The sequence below is a fragment of the Exiguobacterium sp. s150 genome, assembly GCF_018618435.1.
In the GTDB taxonomy this organism is placed as follows: Bacteria; Bacillota; Bacilli; order Exiguobacteriales; family Exiguobacteriaceae; genus Exiguobacterium; species Exiguobacterium alkaliphilum.
This window is the reverse complement of record NZ_JACSMC010000047.1, coordinates 1-15537: the sequence shown is the minus strand read 5'-3', so window position 1 is coordinate 15537 and position 15537 is coordinate 1. Positions and strand designations below refer to the sequence as shown.

14 protein-coding genes and 3 pseudogenes are annotated in these 15537 nt (G+C 47.2%); 10 read left to right on the top strand and 7 right to left on the bottom strand.

What is annotated here, in order from left to right; translation table 11 throughout:
• Positions 1 to 216: 216 nt before the first annotated feature.
• Together KNP76_RS14925 and putP are read left to right on the top strand one after the other, a co-directional pair.
• Positions 217 to 1197, top strand: a complete 981-nt coding sequence (locus tag KNP76_RS14925; RefSeq protein ID WP_251137529.1) for a D-alanyl-D-alanine carboxypeptidase family protein — start codon at positions 217 to 219, stop codon at positions 1195 to 1197.
• A 349-nt stretch (positions 1198 to 1546) separates the two neighbouring features.
• Positions 1547 to 3028, top strand: a complete 1482-nt coding sequence (gene putP, locus KNP76_RS14920) for a sodium/proline symporter PutP (RefSeq protein WP_214844973.1) — start codon at positions 1547 to 1549, stop codon at positions 3026 to 3028.
• A 54-nt stretch (positions 3029 to 3082) separates the two neighbouring features.
• Here putP and KNP76_RS14915 read toward each other — a convergent pair whose 3' ends face one another.
• The 6 genes from KNP76_RS14915 to KNP76_RS14890 all read right to left on the bottom strand — a co-directional run bounded on the left by KNP76_RS14915 (position 3083) and on the right by KNP76_RS14890 (position 7582).
• Entirely contained in the window at positions 3083 to 3376 is a 294-nt protein-coding gene (locus KNP76_RS14915) for a hypothetical protein (protein ID WP_034814952.1), read from the bottom strand.
• 13 nt (positions 3377 to 3389) lie between these two features.
• Positions 3390 to 3944 carry a hypothetical protein gene (locus KNP76_RS14910; RefSeq protein ID WP_214844972.1) on the bottom strand — a complete coding sequence of 185 codons (555 nt, stop codon included), beginning with the start codon at positions 3942 to 3944 and terminating at the stop codon, positions 3390 to 3392.
• Positions 3945 to 4023: 79 nt separating this feature from the next.
• Complete coding sequence (locus KNP76_RS14905) at positions 4024 to 4845, bottom strand: YihY/virulence factor BrkB family protein (RefSeq protein WP_214844971.1); 822 nt, start codon at positions 4843 to 4845, stop codon at positions 4024 to 4026.
• Between the two features lie 106 nt (positions 4846 to 4951).
• Positions 4952 to 6370 (bottom strand): alanine/glycine:cation symporter family protein, encoded by a 1419-nt coding sequence (locus tag KNP76_RS14900; RefSeq protein ID WP_214844970.1) that lies wholly within the window; start codon positions 6368 to 6370, stop codon positions 4952 to 4954.
• A 56-nt stretch (positions 6371 to 6426) separates the two neighbouring features.
• The gene (locus KNP76_RS14895; protein ID WP_214844969.1) at positions 6427 to 7335 is read right to left on the bottom strand and encodes a Gfo/Idh/MocA family protein; all 909 of its coding nucleotides are present in this window, start codon (positions 7333 to 7335) and stop codon (positions 6427 to 6429) included.
• A 64-nt stretch (positions 7336 to 7399) separates the two neighbouring features.
• Positions 7400 to 7582 (bottom strand): hypothetical protein, encoded by a 183-nt coding sequence (locus KNP76_RS14890; RefSeq protein ID WP_034814943.1) that lies wholly within the window; start codon positions 7580 to 7582, stop codon positions 7400 to 7402.
• 228 nt (positions 7583 to 7810) lie between these two features.
• Between KNP76_RS14890 and KNP76_RS14885 the strand changes: the two genes are divergently transcribed.
• The 4 genes and pseudogenes from KNP76_RS14885 to KNP76_RS16085 form a co-directional block, all read left to right on the top strand.
• Positions 7811 to 8656, top strand: a complete 846-nt coding sequence (locus KNP76_RS14885) for a DNA/RNA non-specific endonuclease (RefSeq protein ID WP_214844968.1) — start codon at positions 7811 to 7813, stop codon at positions 8654 to 8656.
• A 265-nt stretch (positions 8657 to 8921) separates the two neighbouring features.
• Positions 8922 to 10100, top strand: coding sequence for a tyrosine-type recombinase/integrase (locus tag KNP76_RS14880; protein ID WP_154750361.1), 1179 nt, complete (start codon positions 8922 to 8924; stop codon positions 10098 to 10100).
• A gap of 31 nt (positions 10101 to 10131) precedes the next feature.
• Positions 10132 to 11103: a hypothetical protein gene (locus KNP76_RS14875; RefSeq protein ID WP_214844967.1), complete on the top strand. Its 972-nt coding sequence runs from the start codon at positions 10132 to 10134 to the stop codon at positions 11101 to 11103.
• A 47-nt stretch (positions 11104 to 11150) separates the two neighbouring features.
• Positions 11151 to 11621: pseudogene (locus KNP76_RS16085) on the top strand (site-specific integrase); the annotation flags it as partial.
• A 62-nt stretch (positions 11622 to 11683) separates the two neighbouring features.
• Here KNP76_RS16085 and KNP76_RS14870 read toward each other — a convergent pair.
• Entirely contained in the window at positions 11684 to 12619 is a 936-nt protein-coding gene (locus KNP76_RS14870) for an IS30 family transposase (protein WP_214844966.1), read from the bottom strand.
• 107 nt (positions 12620 to 12726) lie between these two features.
• Between KNP76_RS14870 and KNP76_RS14865 the strand changes: the two are divergent.
• From KNP76_RS14865 to KNP76_RS14850, 4 genes and pseudogenes are all read left to right on the top strand, one after another.
• Positions 12727 to 13329: pseudogene (locus KNP76_RS14865) on the top strand (tyrosine-type recombinase/integrase); the annotation flags it as partial.
• On the top strand, positions 13322 to 13717 hold the full coding sequence (locus tag KNP76_RS14860; RefSeq protein WP_154750359.1) for a DUF6262 family protein: 396 nt from the start codon (positions 13322 to 13324) through the stop codon (positions 13715 to 13717). The pseudogene KNP76_RS14865 and the gene KNP76_RS14860, both read left to right, overlap by 8 nt.
• 110 nt (positions 13718 to 13827) lie before the next feature.
• Positions 13828 to 14238, top strand: a complete 411-nt coding sequence (locus KNP76_RS14855) for a YncE family protein (RefSeq protein ID WP_214844965.1) — start codon at positions 13828 to 13830, stop codon at positions 14236 to 14238.
• A gap of 77 nt (positions 14239 to 14315) precedes the next feature.
• A pseudogene (locus tag KNP76_RS14850) lies at positions 14316 to 15397 on the top strand (IS256 family transposase); the annotation flags it as partial.
• Positions 15398 to 15537 lie beyond the last annotated feature (140 nt).

Genomic DNA, 15537 nt, shown 5'->3' with positions numbered 1-15537 from the left:
ATGTTTTTCACATCCGAACTCACGTTCATCCCATGCCTAAAGGCGGGCTATGCCCGGTATGGGCTTTCCTGCTCGTATAATCTGTAAAAAAATATTGACCTGTTTCTTGATTTTTCTGACGATTTATTTGTTTGATATCCATTATGGTAGAAAAGTAAACAATAAAGGGGCGGATGTAGAGTGAATCGAACACGGAGACATAAACAACGAACATATATGATGCGACGAATCATTTTTGGCTTGATTTTGCTCGCAATCGTCGCATTAATCCCGGCCCTTGTCGGGTTCAAACGGGAGACGCCCGTCCAACCTTCAATCGAGGCTCCTGTCGTCGAACCGGTCAGTCAAGGTCCGACGTTTCCCAATATCCCGATGAGCGACTGGCGACTAGACGTCATGGAACAAGTAGACGATGAAGAGATCCTCGTCGGCGCGATGACGTTCGTCGATTTGACAGACGGCGTCATTTTACTCGATAAACAAGGGGAGGCCCGTGTTTATCCGGCGAGCACGACGAAATTGATGACGGCACTCCTCGCCTATGAGCAAGCAAGTCTCGCCGGCGAACTCGACCTTCCACTCGTCGAGATCAAACCGTCGACACTCGACATCCCATGGGACAGTCATATCGCACACCTCGCGGTCGGTGACACGTTGTCCGTCCGCCAAGCGCTCTATGCGACGTTGCTCGAGTCGGGCAATGATGCGGCCAACAGCCTTGCCGAGTATGTGAGCGGGACGACGACCGCTTTCGTCGAACGGATGAACGCTCGGGCGGAAGTCCTCGGTTTGACGGGAACGCATTTCATGAATGCCCACGGCTACTCTGACCCGGACCACTACACGACAGCTCATGACATGGCGAAGATTGCTTATGTGTTCGCTCGTTATCCAGAGCTCGTCGAGATTGCCGGCACATATGAGTACGAGGCAAAGTTCACGGACAAGGACGGGAACGGCAAACGTCGTTGGTGGTATCACCTCGGTTCGGCCGTGAACGAGCGCAGCATCCATTACTCTGATTTAGTAACGGCGACGAAGACGGGATATACGGACGAGTCAGGCTACACGATGGTCTTTTTGATGGAACAAGCGGGCAAACAGTATGCGCTCGTGACGATGCAAGCAAAGTCGGGTCAAACGTTCCCGACGATGCGGACGGTCGAACGAATCGCCTTCGGTCGGACGCTCGAATAGAACATACATAGTTAATGAAGGGACTGCTCGAATGAGCCGTCCCATTTTATTTTTTCATCGGATATCCACCACTTTTGTTACAACGAGATGACAACGACGTCTCGACAAGGTGACTAAAATTCAGAAAATTTAAACTTTATATGTAAAAAAAGTAAGGCTCATGCCTTGGTATTATGCGATTTAGAGCCGTTTTTATGAAATGGTTGCAGTTTGCAATGACTTCCGAGGTCCGTTAAGGTTAGTCACAAGTTCGTCTTTACCGTCCGCTTTCGTCACATTGTGGGAATGAAACCACATTGTCCGAACGGACGATTGAACCATATTTGAATCGCGTACAGGAGGTAATACAATGTTATGGCAAGAATGGGTATCCATCGCGCTTTACCTCGTGATGATGCTCGCAATCGGTTATGTCGCGTATAAACGCACGACCGACTCATCGGATTATATGTTAGGTGGCCGCAAGATGGGGCCAGGTGTCACCGCCATGTCGGCCGGAGCGTCAGATATGAGTGGGTGGATGTTAATGGGACTACCGGGGGCAATGTATGCCACGGGATTATCAGCAATTTGGTTAGCCGTTGGATTGGTCATCGGAGCTTATTTGAACTACTTGTTGGTTGCTCCGCGTCTTCGCGTCTTCACTGAGATGGCGAACGACTCGATCACGATTCCAGATTTCCTTGAGAATCGGTTCCGAGATCACTCGAACTGGCTACGGATCTTGTCTGCGTCCGTCATCATCATCTTCTTCACGTTCTACACGTCGGCCGGACTCGTATCGGGCGGTAAGTTGTTCGAAAGCTCGTTCGGCATCGACTATCAGACAGGTGTCATCGTCACGATTAGCGTCGTCATTTTGTACACGCTGTTCGGCGGCTTCACGGCCGTCAGCTGGACGGACTTCGCGCAAGGTGTCATCATGTTCCTCGCGCTCGTCCTCGTCCCAATCGTCGCATTGACTGACGTCGGTGGGATGACGAACGCCGTCAACACGGCGACGGCCATCAACACGGACCTGTTCGACTTATTCAAAGGGACGACGACGCTCGGCATCATCGGTCTCCTCGCTTGGGGACTCGGTTACTTCGGTCAGCCGCACATCATCGTCCGCTTTATGGCCATCAAGGACGTGCCATCGCTCAAGACGGCTCGTCGCATCGGGATGGGTTGGATGACCGTATCGATTATCGGTGCCGTTATGACGGGACTCGTCGGAATCGCGTATTTCCGCGGTCAAGGCAATGCCCTCGCCGACCCGGAAACGGTGTTCATCCAATTCTCGGACGTCTTGTTCCACCCGTTCATCACAGGCTTCTTGCTCGCTGCGATTCTCGCGGCGGTCATGTCGACGGTGTCGTCACAACTGCTCGTCACGTCATCTGCGTTGACGGAAGACTTCTACCGGAAGTTCTTCAATAAAGATGCCAGCGAGAAGACGATGGTCCTCGCCGGACGGATCGGGGTGTTACTCGTCGGTCTCGTCGCGACGCTCATGTCGCTCAGCCCGTCGAACACGATTTTGACCCTCGTCGGCTATGCATGGGCCGGATTCGGTTCAGCCTTCGGTCCAGCGATTCTCTTGTCGCTTTATTGGACGAAGATGACACGCCAAGGTGCGCTCGCCGGAATCCTCGTCGGTGCCATCACGGTCATCTTGTGGATCGTCACTGGTTTGTCGAGCGTCATCTACGAGATGGTACCAGGCTTCTTCTTCAGTATGCTTGCCATCGTCCTCGTCAGCACGTTCACTAACCAACGTGAACAAAAACGAATCAATCGTGAATTTTCAGCGATGGAGGCAGAACTTGCTGCCGCTAAAGAAGAATAAGCTTCAAAAGGCTCGCCCCGAACAATGGGGCGAGCCTTTCTTATGTCATTGGATTCACATCGTCGAGGCGAGCAACCAGACACGGATCGCGAACGGGACGAGCACGAGGACGAGCATGACGTTCCGCAGCGTCCGGTTCCGGTTCCAATAATAAGCCATGAGGACGAACGGGTGTAGCGCGGTCAGTTCATACGGATTGAACCAGAACCAAGTCAAGACCAAGACGATTAAAAAGTAAAGGACCGAACGTTGTTTCGTCGTCCGGTACTCTCGAAACATGTCATACGCCCCTTTGAAGAACGCGAGGAACGCGACGATCCAAAAACTGATGACGATTACATTTTCCAATCAAACAACCACCTTAAGAGACATTTTCGAAATAGAAGCCGCCCCAATAAATATGACGATACGTAAACTCTTTCCCACTCTCGGCCGTGATCACGATCTCATCTTCCGTCAAGACGAGCACATGGACCGGGATCTCACCTTGCTTGAGCATCGGACTGAATAGACGAAACTGCTTGTTGAGCCATTTGCGTTCTGTGAAATCACGGTAATGATGCAAGGCGAGCGTCGGGTGGACGAGAAAGACGGCGAAGAGAAACGCGATGGCCGTCGGGGAAGCGGCTACTTCAATGAGCAGTGACGTGACGAGCACGAGAGATAAGACGCCATACCCGAATTCGAGCAGCTCCATTAAAGAGGCTCGGCTCGCGATCACATACTGGACGACCCGAAATGCCACGTAGAGCAAAAGACTGACCATCACATATTGGGAAAACGGGGCGACGCGCATCGAGACGTCTAAATAGAACAAGACCGGTAGCAGCATGATCCACTTCCATAATTGTAAGGCGAGGTAAAACAATGATTGATCGATGAAACGACGATTGTGTACGAGCCGTTGCATATCCATGTTTCCCACCTCCGATTAAAAGATGCGATCTTACGAATACCATTCCCCGTATCGAAGAATGCTAACTTGCAATTACACGTTAATCGGATTTTTCTTTTTGCTCGATGCGCGTCGCGTTGAGCAGCCCGCCGATCAAGATGACGGAAGCAGCCAAGTAGAACCAAATGAGCAAGACGATGAACGCCCCGAGTTGGCCATAGAACCGCTCATAGTTTGCATACTGTGAATAGTAGCTGAACACGTTCGAGACTGTCAAGATACCGATGGTGGCGAACGCCGCCCCACCCCAGCTGTCGCGAATCGTCCCGCGGTGACTCGGCAACCATTTATAGACGAGCAAGAACACACTGAACAAGACGAGCGACCCGACAATCCAGCGGAAATAAAACCAAATCTGGGCGTAGGTGGCTACGATATCTTCGATGAAGATGATGTGCGTCGACACTTCACGGAGCGCCGCCTCGACGACCGGGATGACGAGCGAGAACGGAAGTACGAACATGAGCGCGAGCGTCACGGCGATATCTTGGAGCGCACCTCGCAAGAACGATTTGTTTCGAATCAATCGATAGGCATCGTTCAACGAACGGACGAGCGACTGAACCGCCATCGATGAAATCCATAGCGCCGGCAAGATGCTAATCGAGGCGATACCAAGCCTTGAGTCGTCAAAGATGGATTCGATGTTGCCTTCTAACAGCTCGAAGCTCGTCTCTGGCATGACGAGGGCGAGCGCCTCAATCACATCCCCACTCGAGAACGGCAAAAGCCCGACGATCCCTAGCACGAACAACAGGAACGGGAACGTCGACAAGATGAAATAATACGCGAGCATTGCCGCCTGGTCGAAGAACCGTTCAACGAAAAAACGCTTGAATACAATTTTGAATGTGTGTAGCATGACTCTAACTCTTTTCTTTAGTTTTTATTAAAATAAATACGGTAATTGAAATAAATATTTTATAATCGATTGAAAGCAAGGACCGGATGATGGCCCTTGCTTCGGCTCAACTGATATGTTCACGCTTCGGCTCCCACGCCTCGACGTGCTCCTTGCCCGGCAAGTCGACGTCATCCCGGTTGAAATGCGGGTCTTTCCCGGCCCGCTTCTGGGCGACGTAGTCGTCGAGCAGCACCCGGGCGATCTTGCTCAATCGGAAGATGGCGTACATGTTGACGAGCGCCATCATGCCCATGAAGATATCGGCGATCGACCAGACGAGCACGGCCGAGCGGACGGCACCGAACATGACCATCCCGACGACGGCGATCCGATAGATGACGAGGTAGACTTTGCGTTCCGAGATGAACTCGATGTTCGTCTCCCCGTAATAGTAATTTGCCAAAATCGAGCTGAAGGCGAACAAGAGAATCGCGATCGTCATGAGCGAGGTCGCGACCGGGCCGATCTCCGTCAAGAGCGCCTCTTGGGCGAGCTCGATCCCTTGAAGCTCCTCTGAGCCCGGCACACCTGAAATCAAGACGATCATCGCCGTCGCCGTACAGATAAAGAGCGTGTCGACGAAGACGCTGAGCGATTGGATGAGCCCCTGCTTCACGGGATGACTGACCTCGGCCGTCGCGGCCGCGTTCGGAGCGGATCCCATGCCGGCCTCGTTCGAGAACAGACCGCGTCGAATCCCTTGAAGCACGGCCGCACCGACCGCGCCGCCGAACAACTGTTGGAACCCGAGCACACCTTCAGAGAAGATGGCCGAAAAGACGGCCGGGACGACATCAAGGTTCGTCAAGACGACCCAAAGCGCCAACAGGATGTAGCCGCCGGCCATGATTGGGACGATGATCCCAGACAGTGTCGAAATCGAGCGAATCCCGCCGAAGATGACGATGCCCGTGACGACGGCCAAGATGAGGCCGACCCAGACGGTGTCGATGTCGAACACGTTGTTGACAGACAGGGCAATCGTGTTCGCTTGTACCGAGTTAAAAGCGAACCCAAATGAGAACGTGATTAAAATCGCAAACACGATACCGAGCCAACGCTGTCCGAGCGCCCGTTCGATGTAGTATGCCGGACCGCCACGCCACGCCTTCCCGTCATGCACTTTGTACACCTGGGCGAGCGTGCTCTCGACGAACGCCGAAGCCGAACCGATCAAAGCGATGAGCCACATCCAAAACACGGCACCCGGCCCTCCGAGCGCGATCGCCGTCGAGACACCGGCGATGTTCCCCGTACCGACGCGGGCGGCCGTCCCGATGGCGAACGCCTGGAACGAGGATACCTGCCCTTTCTCATGCTTCAATCCTTTGACGAACAACAACTTGAACATCTCCGGCAGCATCCGGAATTGGACGAAGCCCATCCGAATCGTGAAGAAAATCCCACCGGCAATCAACACAAAAATGAGGACATACGTCCATAGCAAATCGTTCGCCTGTGAGACGACATCTTGAAAGTCCACGTTACATCCCTCCTCTTTAAGGAGTTCTTACCCGCTCTCTGACAGCGGAAAACGAATCAGCGGCGCTTGACCGCCTCGACGATCCGTTCACAAATCAAATGTGTCTCGAGGCTGTCCTCGGCCCGGACCGACTCGTTCGGTTTTCCGGCGACGAGAGCCAAGAACGACTCAATCATCGACGTGAACCCGCGGCGGTCCAGATTCGACTCCCACGGGTTTAAGGCGTGTTCGAGGACACCAGTCGCGGTATGGTCGTATACGCGCTCGACGTCGCGAGATACTCGTTTCAGCCGCGAAGACATCACTTCCATCACTTCCTCTGTACAGCCGTTGTCTCGGTTCATGATGCCGATCGCCTCGATGCCGCCCGCTGTGAACTGGATCTGCAGCTGCTTTAACGTGTCACCTTCGAACCGCGGTCGGACGGTGAGCGCCTCGATCGGTTGGCGCCCCGTCAAGTAACGGAGCGTATCGACGACATGGACGAAATCCTCGACGATGAACTCTCGAAGCGTCGACGGATTGTACGTCCGATTTTTCTGAATCAGCACCATGTTCGGGTCTTCGACTTCTTTTAATGCAGACGTCGCCGTGGCGAAGCGACGATTGAACCCGGTGACGAGTTCGACGCCTTGTGACGCCGCGAGACGGGCGAGGCGCTCGGTCTCTTCGAACGTGAACGTGACCGGCTTGTCGATGAACACGTGTCGCCCCTGTTCGAGCACGTACGTCACTTGGCTGACGTGGGCGGCCGTGGCCGAATGGATCAATACGGCGTCCGCGTCATGGAGCGGCGCCTCCTCGAGCGAGCGAGAATGACCGTTGAACCGATACTTTGCAACAAGTTGCTCGGCTTTGGCTGCATCCCGTGAGACGAGATGCACCTCCACCCCGTCGAGTCCGGCATAAACCGGGAGGTACGCCTTCTTTGCGACGGCCCCTATTCCTACGACAATCAATTTCATCGTGATACCTCTCCTTTTCGGTCGACCGAACAAATCCCCCGGGCTCATGCCCAGGGGTGATGTGTCAGCGAACCGCTAAAATTTCAAAGCTTGTGATCGGTTTACGGATCGCATCCGATACGATCTGATACATCTGGGCCAATTGCTCGTTGTCGTTCAAATCGGGCGTGCGGTCGAGCTGGACCTCACACGTCCGTGTCGTCTGCTCTTTGTCTTGAAACGCGTATTCAACGGTATATGTCTGCATGACTCGTCTCCTCTCACGATGTATACGTATGTATAGCCTGTATCGAAATGATTGAAACGCCTCCCCGACACGTCCGGGCCATGCCGCTTCTCGACGCCTCGTTTACGATTGTACCATGCGGCAGCCTCCAACATCCGACGTCGACGTCGGGTAAGGTGCAATCGCTTGTCAAACGTCACAATCCTTTCTACACTAGACGGATACATCATTTATCGTAGGAGGCAACATATGACATCTTATCAAACGATTCTCGCATTCCCCCTCGGCTTCCTGCTCCTCGTCGGCTGTGCCGCCGAGACCGACTCCGTCACATCGACACCGATCGAGACCGAGTCTCAAGCAATCGAAACGACGACGCCCGAACAAACCGATTCGCCTGAACACTTCGATGGGTTCGAGCTGATCGAAGTCGACGGTGGTGATTTATCCGGCGAGCGGAGAGCGAACGTCGTCGTCGATGTCGGCTATGGCGACCGGACGTATTGGGCGTTCACGAATGAATTCGGTCAGCTCGTACGCGTCATCGCCGATGAGATCGTCTTGCAAGACGATACCTCGGAGGACGTCAATGCTTCGGGACGCTACTATGCGGACGAGGCGAAAGTACCGGGCACGGAGCTTCCCGAGCTCGATGAAGGCCACGTCATCGCCGACTCGCTCGGAGGCGTCTCGAACGCCTATAACATCACTCCCCAAAACAGCACGCTCAACCGGCACGGGGACCAAGCCTATATGGAGACGATGATTCGCAACGCGGGCGGCGTCACCGACTTCGAGGCGCTCATCACTTATTCAACCCCTTCGACCCATATCCCGTCTCACTATCAGTATACATACACGCTGAACGGGAACGTCATCGTCGACAGATTCGACAACGTCAACCCGGACGACGTGAACGCGGCACTCGGATTGACCGAGAAGTCGCCACAGACCGCTCGGCCCGCAGACGAAGGCGACGTCTCGACCGTCGACACGAACGGCAACGGACACGTGACGATACAAGAGGCGAAAGACGCCGGCTTCACGATGCCGATCACGCGTGACCATTGGTTAAATATAGGTGATAATTCATAGGATAGTTAGTCTAATATGGGGACTAACTATCCTTTTTTATTAACATAATAGATTAATTAAATAATGGTTGAAAATATAGTTTAGAAGGTTTAATATGGATAATATAGACAACGAACGTTTGTTTGTTTTAAGGAGGACGTAGCCTCGGTGCGAGGACAGCACTCCGCAGAAACGATAGTTTCGAGGACCTTAATGAAACAACAATTACGGTAAACATTACAAGTAGCAGCACTATCGTAAATTACAATTGGTTGGAGATGCTTTTATGAAGGTAGAACAAATATTGATTGGTAATAGAAAAGTATTTCTGCTTATGGATTCAAATGGATCGCCCATTGAACCCGTTGCGAAGTATATGAAGTTTCACTATAACAAGGAGAGTAGTAGCAATACTTTACAGACTTACTGTACGGCTTTGAAATATTACTTTACATACTTAGAACAAAGAGGAATTGATTATCAGCAAGTTAGCTTTCAAATAATATCTGACTTCGTTGCTTGGCTCAGAAATCCATATGAAAGCAATAAAGTAGTACCCCAAAAGGAAGTTAAGGCTAAACGTAGTGAAAGAACAGTAAACACTTACCTTACGGTAGTGACATCATTTTATGATTATCTATACAGAGAAGAATTTGTTGAATCAAATGTTGTTGAAAAGTTGATGAAGAAGATGTTTCAAGGTGCAGGTGGAAATGGATATAAGGATTTTTTATATCATGTAAATAAAGACAAGCCACGTTTCAAAAATGTGCTTAAATTAGACGAACCTAGAGTAAGAGTAAAGATATTTACAAAGGAGCAAGTTAATGAAATCTATAAATCTACTACTAATATTAGGGATAGATTTTTAGTAAGGTTACTTTTTGAAAGTGGCTTTCGTATAGGTGAGGTTCTCTCCTTGTTTCTTGAAGACTTTCAATTTGACGCAATACAAAGGAAGCACAAAATCCAACTAACAGATAGAGGGGAGTTACCAAACGGGGGGAAGTTGAAGACTGGAGAACGAAAGATTGACATCTCTCAAGGGCTAATGGACTTGTATGATGATTATTTGTTCGAAGTGCTAGATGAATATAATCCTGACCATAACTTTGTATTTGTAAAGGTTTGGGGTAAGAACGCTGGAGAACCTCTAACATATTCTGATGTTTATGCAACTCTTAAAGAGATAGAAAGGAAAACAGGCATATATATTACTCCTCACCTATTTCGTCATACACATGGAACCATATTTTATCTTCAAACAAAGAATATAAAGGCAGTACAAGAACGTCTAGGTCATGCACAAATACAAACAACCATTGACCTATATGTTCACCCTTCTGAAGATGATATTCGTAAGGATTGGGAGAAAGCCTCTCTTGCCTTTGAAATTGGGCGAGGCATAGAGAACAAAGAGGAAATTTTTCAATCAGGTATTCCTGACGAGGTAGTTCCTTTTTAAGAGGTAGATTAGTATTTTAGGAGGACAAACATTGGATAAAATCATACCAAATAATTCAATCCCCAAAAGTGAATATTGGGACTTAATCACTTCCACCCTATCCACTTACGAGGTTAAAGATATTTCCAACGATGGAAAAGTAACAAGAAGAGTTGTGAATGATGATTACTTTTTAGTCAATGATGTTTGGAATATACATGAGATTGGTAAAATCCCTAATTTTGAAGAGCAATATAACAAGAGAAAAGGAATAGTAAATAACATTTACTTCAACTGTGTAAATCCAAACGTCAACATGGAGATTAAGTTTGTTTACTACAATCAAATTTTTTCAGACCGTTGGGGAATATTGTCTATATTTAAAAGTATATCAGGCTCGCTAAGAAAACTGGCTGAATATTTAAACGAAAGGCATCCAAATCTCACTTCCCTTCTTGATTTAGACATCAAGAGAGAGCAAAAGCTTTGGACCTTTTGGTTGAATGGTAAAGGAGAAAAGACAATTTACATCAAGAAGATGAGAGGGGAAGAAATCGTTGCCCGTACGGAAATAGATGGCTTTTTAGCAAGGATTTATAATACACTTTTTCAATTAACCGATACCCGTGATGAATGGGAGAAGGATCGATGGGATGTACGGGTACTGAACAAAAAATACGGGATAGATTTCAATGAATCAACTAGTTGTCATCGTATTGATTTTTCAAATATAGAGAATAAAAATTTTAGTAAAATATTTAAAGAATATATAAAAGGTCGTCTAATCAGCGGCAAAAACTTCACCTGGGGTACAGCTCTAAGTTATGGAACATACACTATTCGTTTTTTAAACTCAATTGCAAAACAAAATCCTAAATGGAACGATTTTAAAAAACTTGAAAGAAAGCATATAGAAACGTACATAGAAGAGTTAAAGGAGCATACTAAAACCAAATTAAATAAGAAAAATTCAAACCCTAAAAAATATGTTCGTCAAGCATTAAAGTGTGTTCGTGCTTTATAAGAGATCTTCAAATTTTAGAGAAGTTCGAAGATTTTGCACCTGAAGAAATGGTGTTTCGTTTAATATATCCTGAAGACTTTCCTAATCTCCCTAAAAAATCATCGGATGAAATTGATTACATACCTGACTATGTATTGGAACAACTGTTTAATAATCTAAATGACCTTCATCCAGATGTACAGCCAATTGTCTGGATCTCTTTCAAAACAGGGCTTCGCTTAAGCGATACATTGGAATTGACGCAGGATTGTTTAGGTAAAATAAACGGAAAATCAAATCTTACAACAGATATTGAAAAGACGTATGTAATAGGTCACAAAATACCCATTGATGATCATCTAGCAGATATAATTGCAGTTTTAATTGACCGTTCTAAGCAAAACAGCAATGATGATAACAATCCTGAAAGATACCTTTTTGTTCGTTACCGAGGTTCCCGTAAGGGAAGACCCTTTAGTCAGAATTTTGTTCGAGAAGAACTAAACAAATTAGCGTTAGAAAAAAATATTACTGATGAATCAGGCAATTTGTTTCACTTCAGACCTCACCAGTTTCGACATACTTTTGGAGTGACGGTTTGTCAAATTAAGCGCAACACTTCCTCGGTGAAGACCTCGTGTGCGGTTTTCCAGTTCAGGCACTTCCTCGGTCGCCCATTGATCTTGGCGAGCGCGTCCGCGAGTTCGTCATGCGTGACCTTCGCGAAGTCCGTTCCTTTCGGGAAGAACTCGCGGAGGAGCCCGTTGGCGTTCTCGTTGCTCCCCCGTTGCCACGACGAGTACGGGTCGGCGAAATACACCGGCACGCCGAGCGACGCCTGAATGCGCTCGTGACCGCTGAACTCCTTGCCCCGGTCCGTCGTCGCCGTCTCGAACGTGCCGCCCGGGAAGGCGCCGTGCACCACATGGATCGCCCCCTCCATCGAGGCCGCGGTGCGGTCGGTGATCGGCAGGGCGAGATAGAACCGGCTCTTTCGCTCGACGAACGTCGCGACGCACGCCCTCGATTTCCCTCGTCCGGAGACGACGGTGTCGAGCTCCCAATGCCCGAACGTCTCGCGTGTGCGCACCTCCCGAGGCCGGTCCGAGATGGTCAGCCCGACGTTGATGCGCCCGCGCGTCTCGACCGGCTTCCGGCGCTTGCCCTTCTGGCGGAGCACGGTCACGGGCACGTCGATTAATCCCGCATAGATCCAGCGGTAGATGGTCGAGAAGGCGATCTTCCCGTCGAAGAGCCGCCCCACGATTTGTTCCGGGGACCAGGTCGCACGCAGCCTCTCGACGATCGTCCGGCGCATACGGTCGTCGAGCTTCGTCTTGGCGCCGCAGTTCCCCTTCGACTTGGTGTATCGCTCCTGCGCGCGTTCGGCTGTGTAGCCGGGGTTCCTCCTGATCTCCCGCGAGACGGTCGAGGGCTGCCGCCCGAGCCGTCTCGCGATGGACCGGATGGACATCCCGAGCTCCAGATAGGTCTCTATTTTCACGCGTTCGGCTATGGTAAGATGGGTGTAGCTCATAGCGATTCCTCCGTCTGAATGTTTGTGTGGTAACTTCATTCTACACGAGGCCGTCGCTATGGGCTTTTTTGCGTTCACGTTCAGGTGTTGCACTTAATTTTATAATTCATCGAGTAAAAATGATAAATGGTGGAGCTGATATTTTAACGGTGCAGGAGTTATTAGCCCATGCATCACCCGAAATGACGTTGCAATATGCTCGTCTATTAGATGATACGAAACGTAAAGAGTTCGAGAAGGTTGTGAAACAAGGTGTGTTTATCTTTGACATAAATGGGGAAATTAACCAACTCTCAGAAAGTGAAGATGTCCCTAAAGACATTCTTGATATGTTGTGGAAAGACGAGAAGTTAAACGCCTTAGATAACCCTTATGGGACCTGTCGTGCAAGAGTCAACGGGAATTGCCCATTAGCAGCAGAACCCCCTTGTCTTACTGCAAACGATGGAAAACCTTGTTTTGATTTAGCAGTAGGTATGTCAAGTTTTGACGTTAAGAAGTACGAGCTTCTCATAGAAACAACTACAAAGTGGATTGAAGCGTCGAAAGAATATGGTCGTGAAGATATGGTTAAAGCAAACGAAAAGAACTTGGAAAGGTACCAAAATATTTACGAAACAATCAAAGATGGAAATGTTATTTTTGGTCGATTTGACCGCATGAAGAGACAATTAGAACGTGAGAAAAAGAAAGGTGTTAAACATGGCTAGTTTTGATCGTGAGGAACAATTAAGGCGGCTACATGAAAAGAGAAAGCAAGAAACTAAAGAAAAGGTTGAAGAAGCTATTAAACGCCTTACAAAGAGTTCTAAGGCTATTAACTTTAATAGTGTAGCAGAAGAAGCTGGAGTGAGTAAAGCAACCCTTTACAATCATACTGAGCTCAAAGAACGTATCGATTTCTTACGAAATCAACAACAAAATGCTTTTGTGGATTCGAGGATTAAACGTGACGAGAACAATCAAAATGCAGTAATCGCTTCTCTAAAGAGAAAGATTGAAAAGTTGGAAAAAAAGAATAAAGAACTTGAACAAGAAAATAAACGATTACGCGAAAAAGAAAATGAGAAGCTTACTGATTACTTTATGAAGATATAATTCTTATTCAACTAACCGAGCAGGCTAGTATCTTAAGAATATGTACATAATAACAGGACAATACATTTATAAATGATTACTAATTGGCATTATCGAACGGAGCGGGCAACATGTTTCAAATGAAGCTTATCAAAAAATTAAAGACATCATATGAAATAGTGATGTCAAATGATAATCGTTATTTATGTCACACAATGGGCAGTAAGACTATTGTTTATGATACATATTCTTGGGAAAAGGTGATAGAACTTCCTAAACCTAAACATCCTGGTTATATAAAATTCTCGCAAGATGGTCAATGGTTCTACATTAAAAATACAACTGGAACTATTTGTGCGTATAATACCAGTGATTTTCAACTATATAGAACCATACAATCAAGAAAATCCTTCCAAACTGTTGAGGTAAACTTTGAGATAATGGAAAATCCTTTAATAATTCTTGATACGATTAATATTAATAATTCTAAACAGATTGCGATTTTTAATATTGAAACTGATAAAGTCCGTATAATTGTGTAAAAGTAAAAAGGCCATATAACAGTCCTTTTACGGTACAATGTTTTTAACGACAAAAACATACCCAGGAGGACTTTTACATGACCCAAGTACATTTTACACTGAAAAGCGAAGAGATTCAAAGCATTATTGAATATTCTGTAAAGGATGACGTTTCTAAAAATATTTTAACAACGGTATTTAATCAACTAATGGAAAATCAACGAACAGAATATATTCAAGCAAAAGAATATGAACGAACAGAAAACCGACAAAGTCAACGAAATGGCTATTATGAGCGCAGCTTTACGACACGTGTAGGCACGCTAGAATTAAAAGTACCCAGAACACGTGATGGCCATTTTTCACCCACAGTGTTTGAACGTTATCAACGAAACGAAAAAGCCCTCATGGCTTCAATGTTGGAAATGTATGTATCAGGCGTTTCAACTCGTAAAGTATCAAAAATTGTGGAAGAACTTTGTGGTAAATCCGTCTCTAAGTCCTTCGTTTCTAGCTTAACAGAACAGCTAGAACCTATGGTTAACGAGTGGCAGAATCGTTTATTATCAGAAAAAAATTATCCTTACTTAATGACCGATGTACTCTATATAAAAGTACGAGAAGAAAATCGAGTACTCTCAAAAAGCTGTCATATAGCGATTGGAATAACCAAAGATGGCGACCGTGAAATTATCGGCTTCATGATTCAAAGTGGCGAAAGCGAAGAGACCTGGACAACATTTTTTGAATACCTAAAAGAACGCGGTTTACAAGGTACGGAACTCGTTATTTCTGATGCGCACAAAGGATTAGTCTCTGCCATTAGAAAATCCTTCACCAACGTAAGTTGGCAAAGATGCCAAGTTCACTTCCTAAGAAATATCTTTACCACCATTCCTAAAAAAATTCAAAATCTTTCAGAGAAGCTGTTAAAGGAATTTTTAAGTTCACAGATATTAACTTAGCGCGTGAGGCTAAAAATCGATTGATTCATGATTATATCGATCAACCAAAATATTCAAAAGCTTGCGCATCATTGGATGATGGATTCGAAGACGCCTTTCAATATACCGTACAAGGAAATTCCCACAATCGACTAAAGAGTACCAATCTAATTGAACGACTGAATCAAGAAGTACGCAGAAGAGAAAAGATTATTCGCATCTTCCCCAATCAAACATCAGCCAATCGCTTAATTGGAGCCGTTCTTATGGACCTACATGATGAATGGATTTATTCTTCAAGAAAATACATCAATTTTGATAAGTAGAAATGGTAAAAACATTGTATAGCATTTTACACAGGAGTCTGGACTTGACT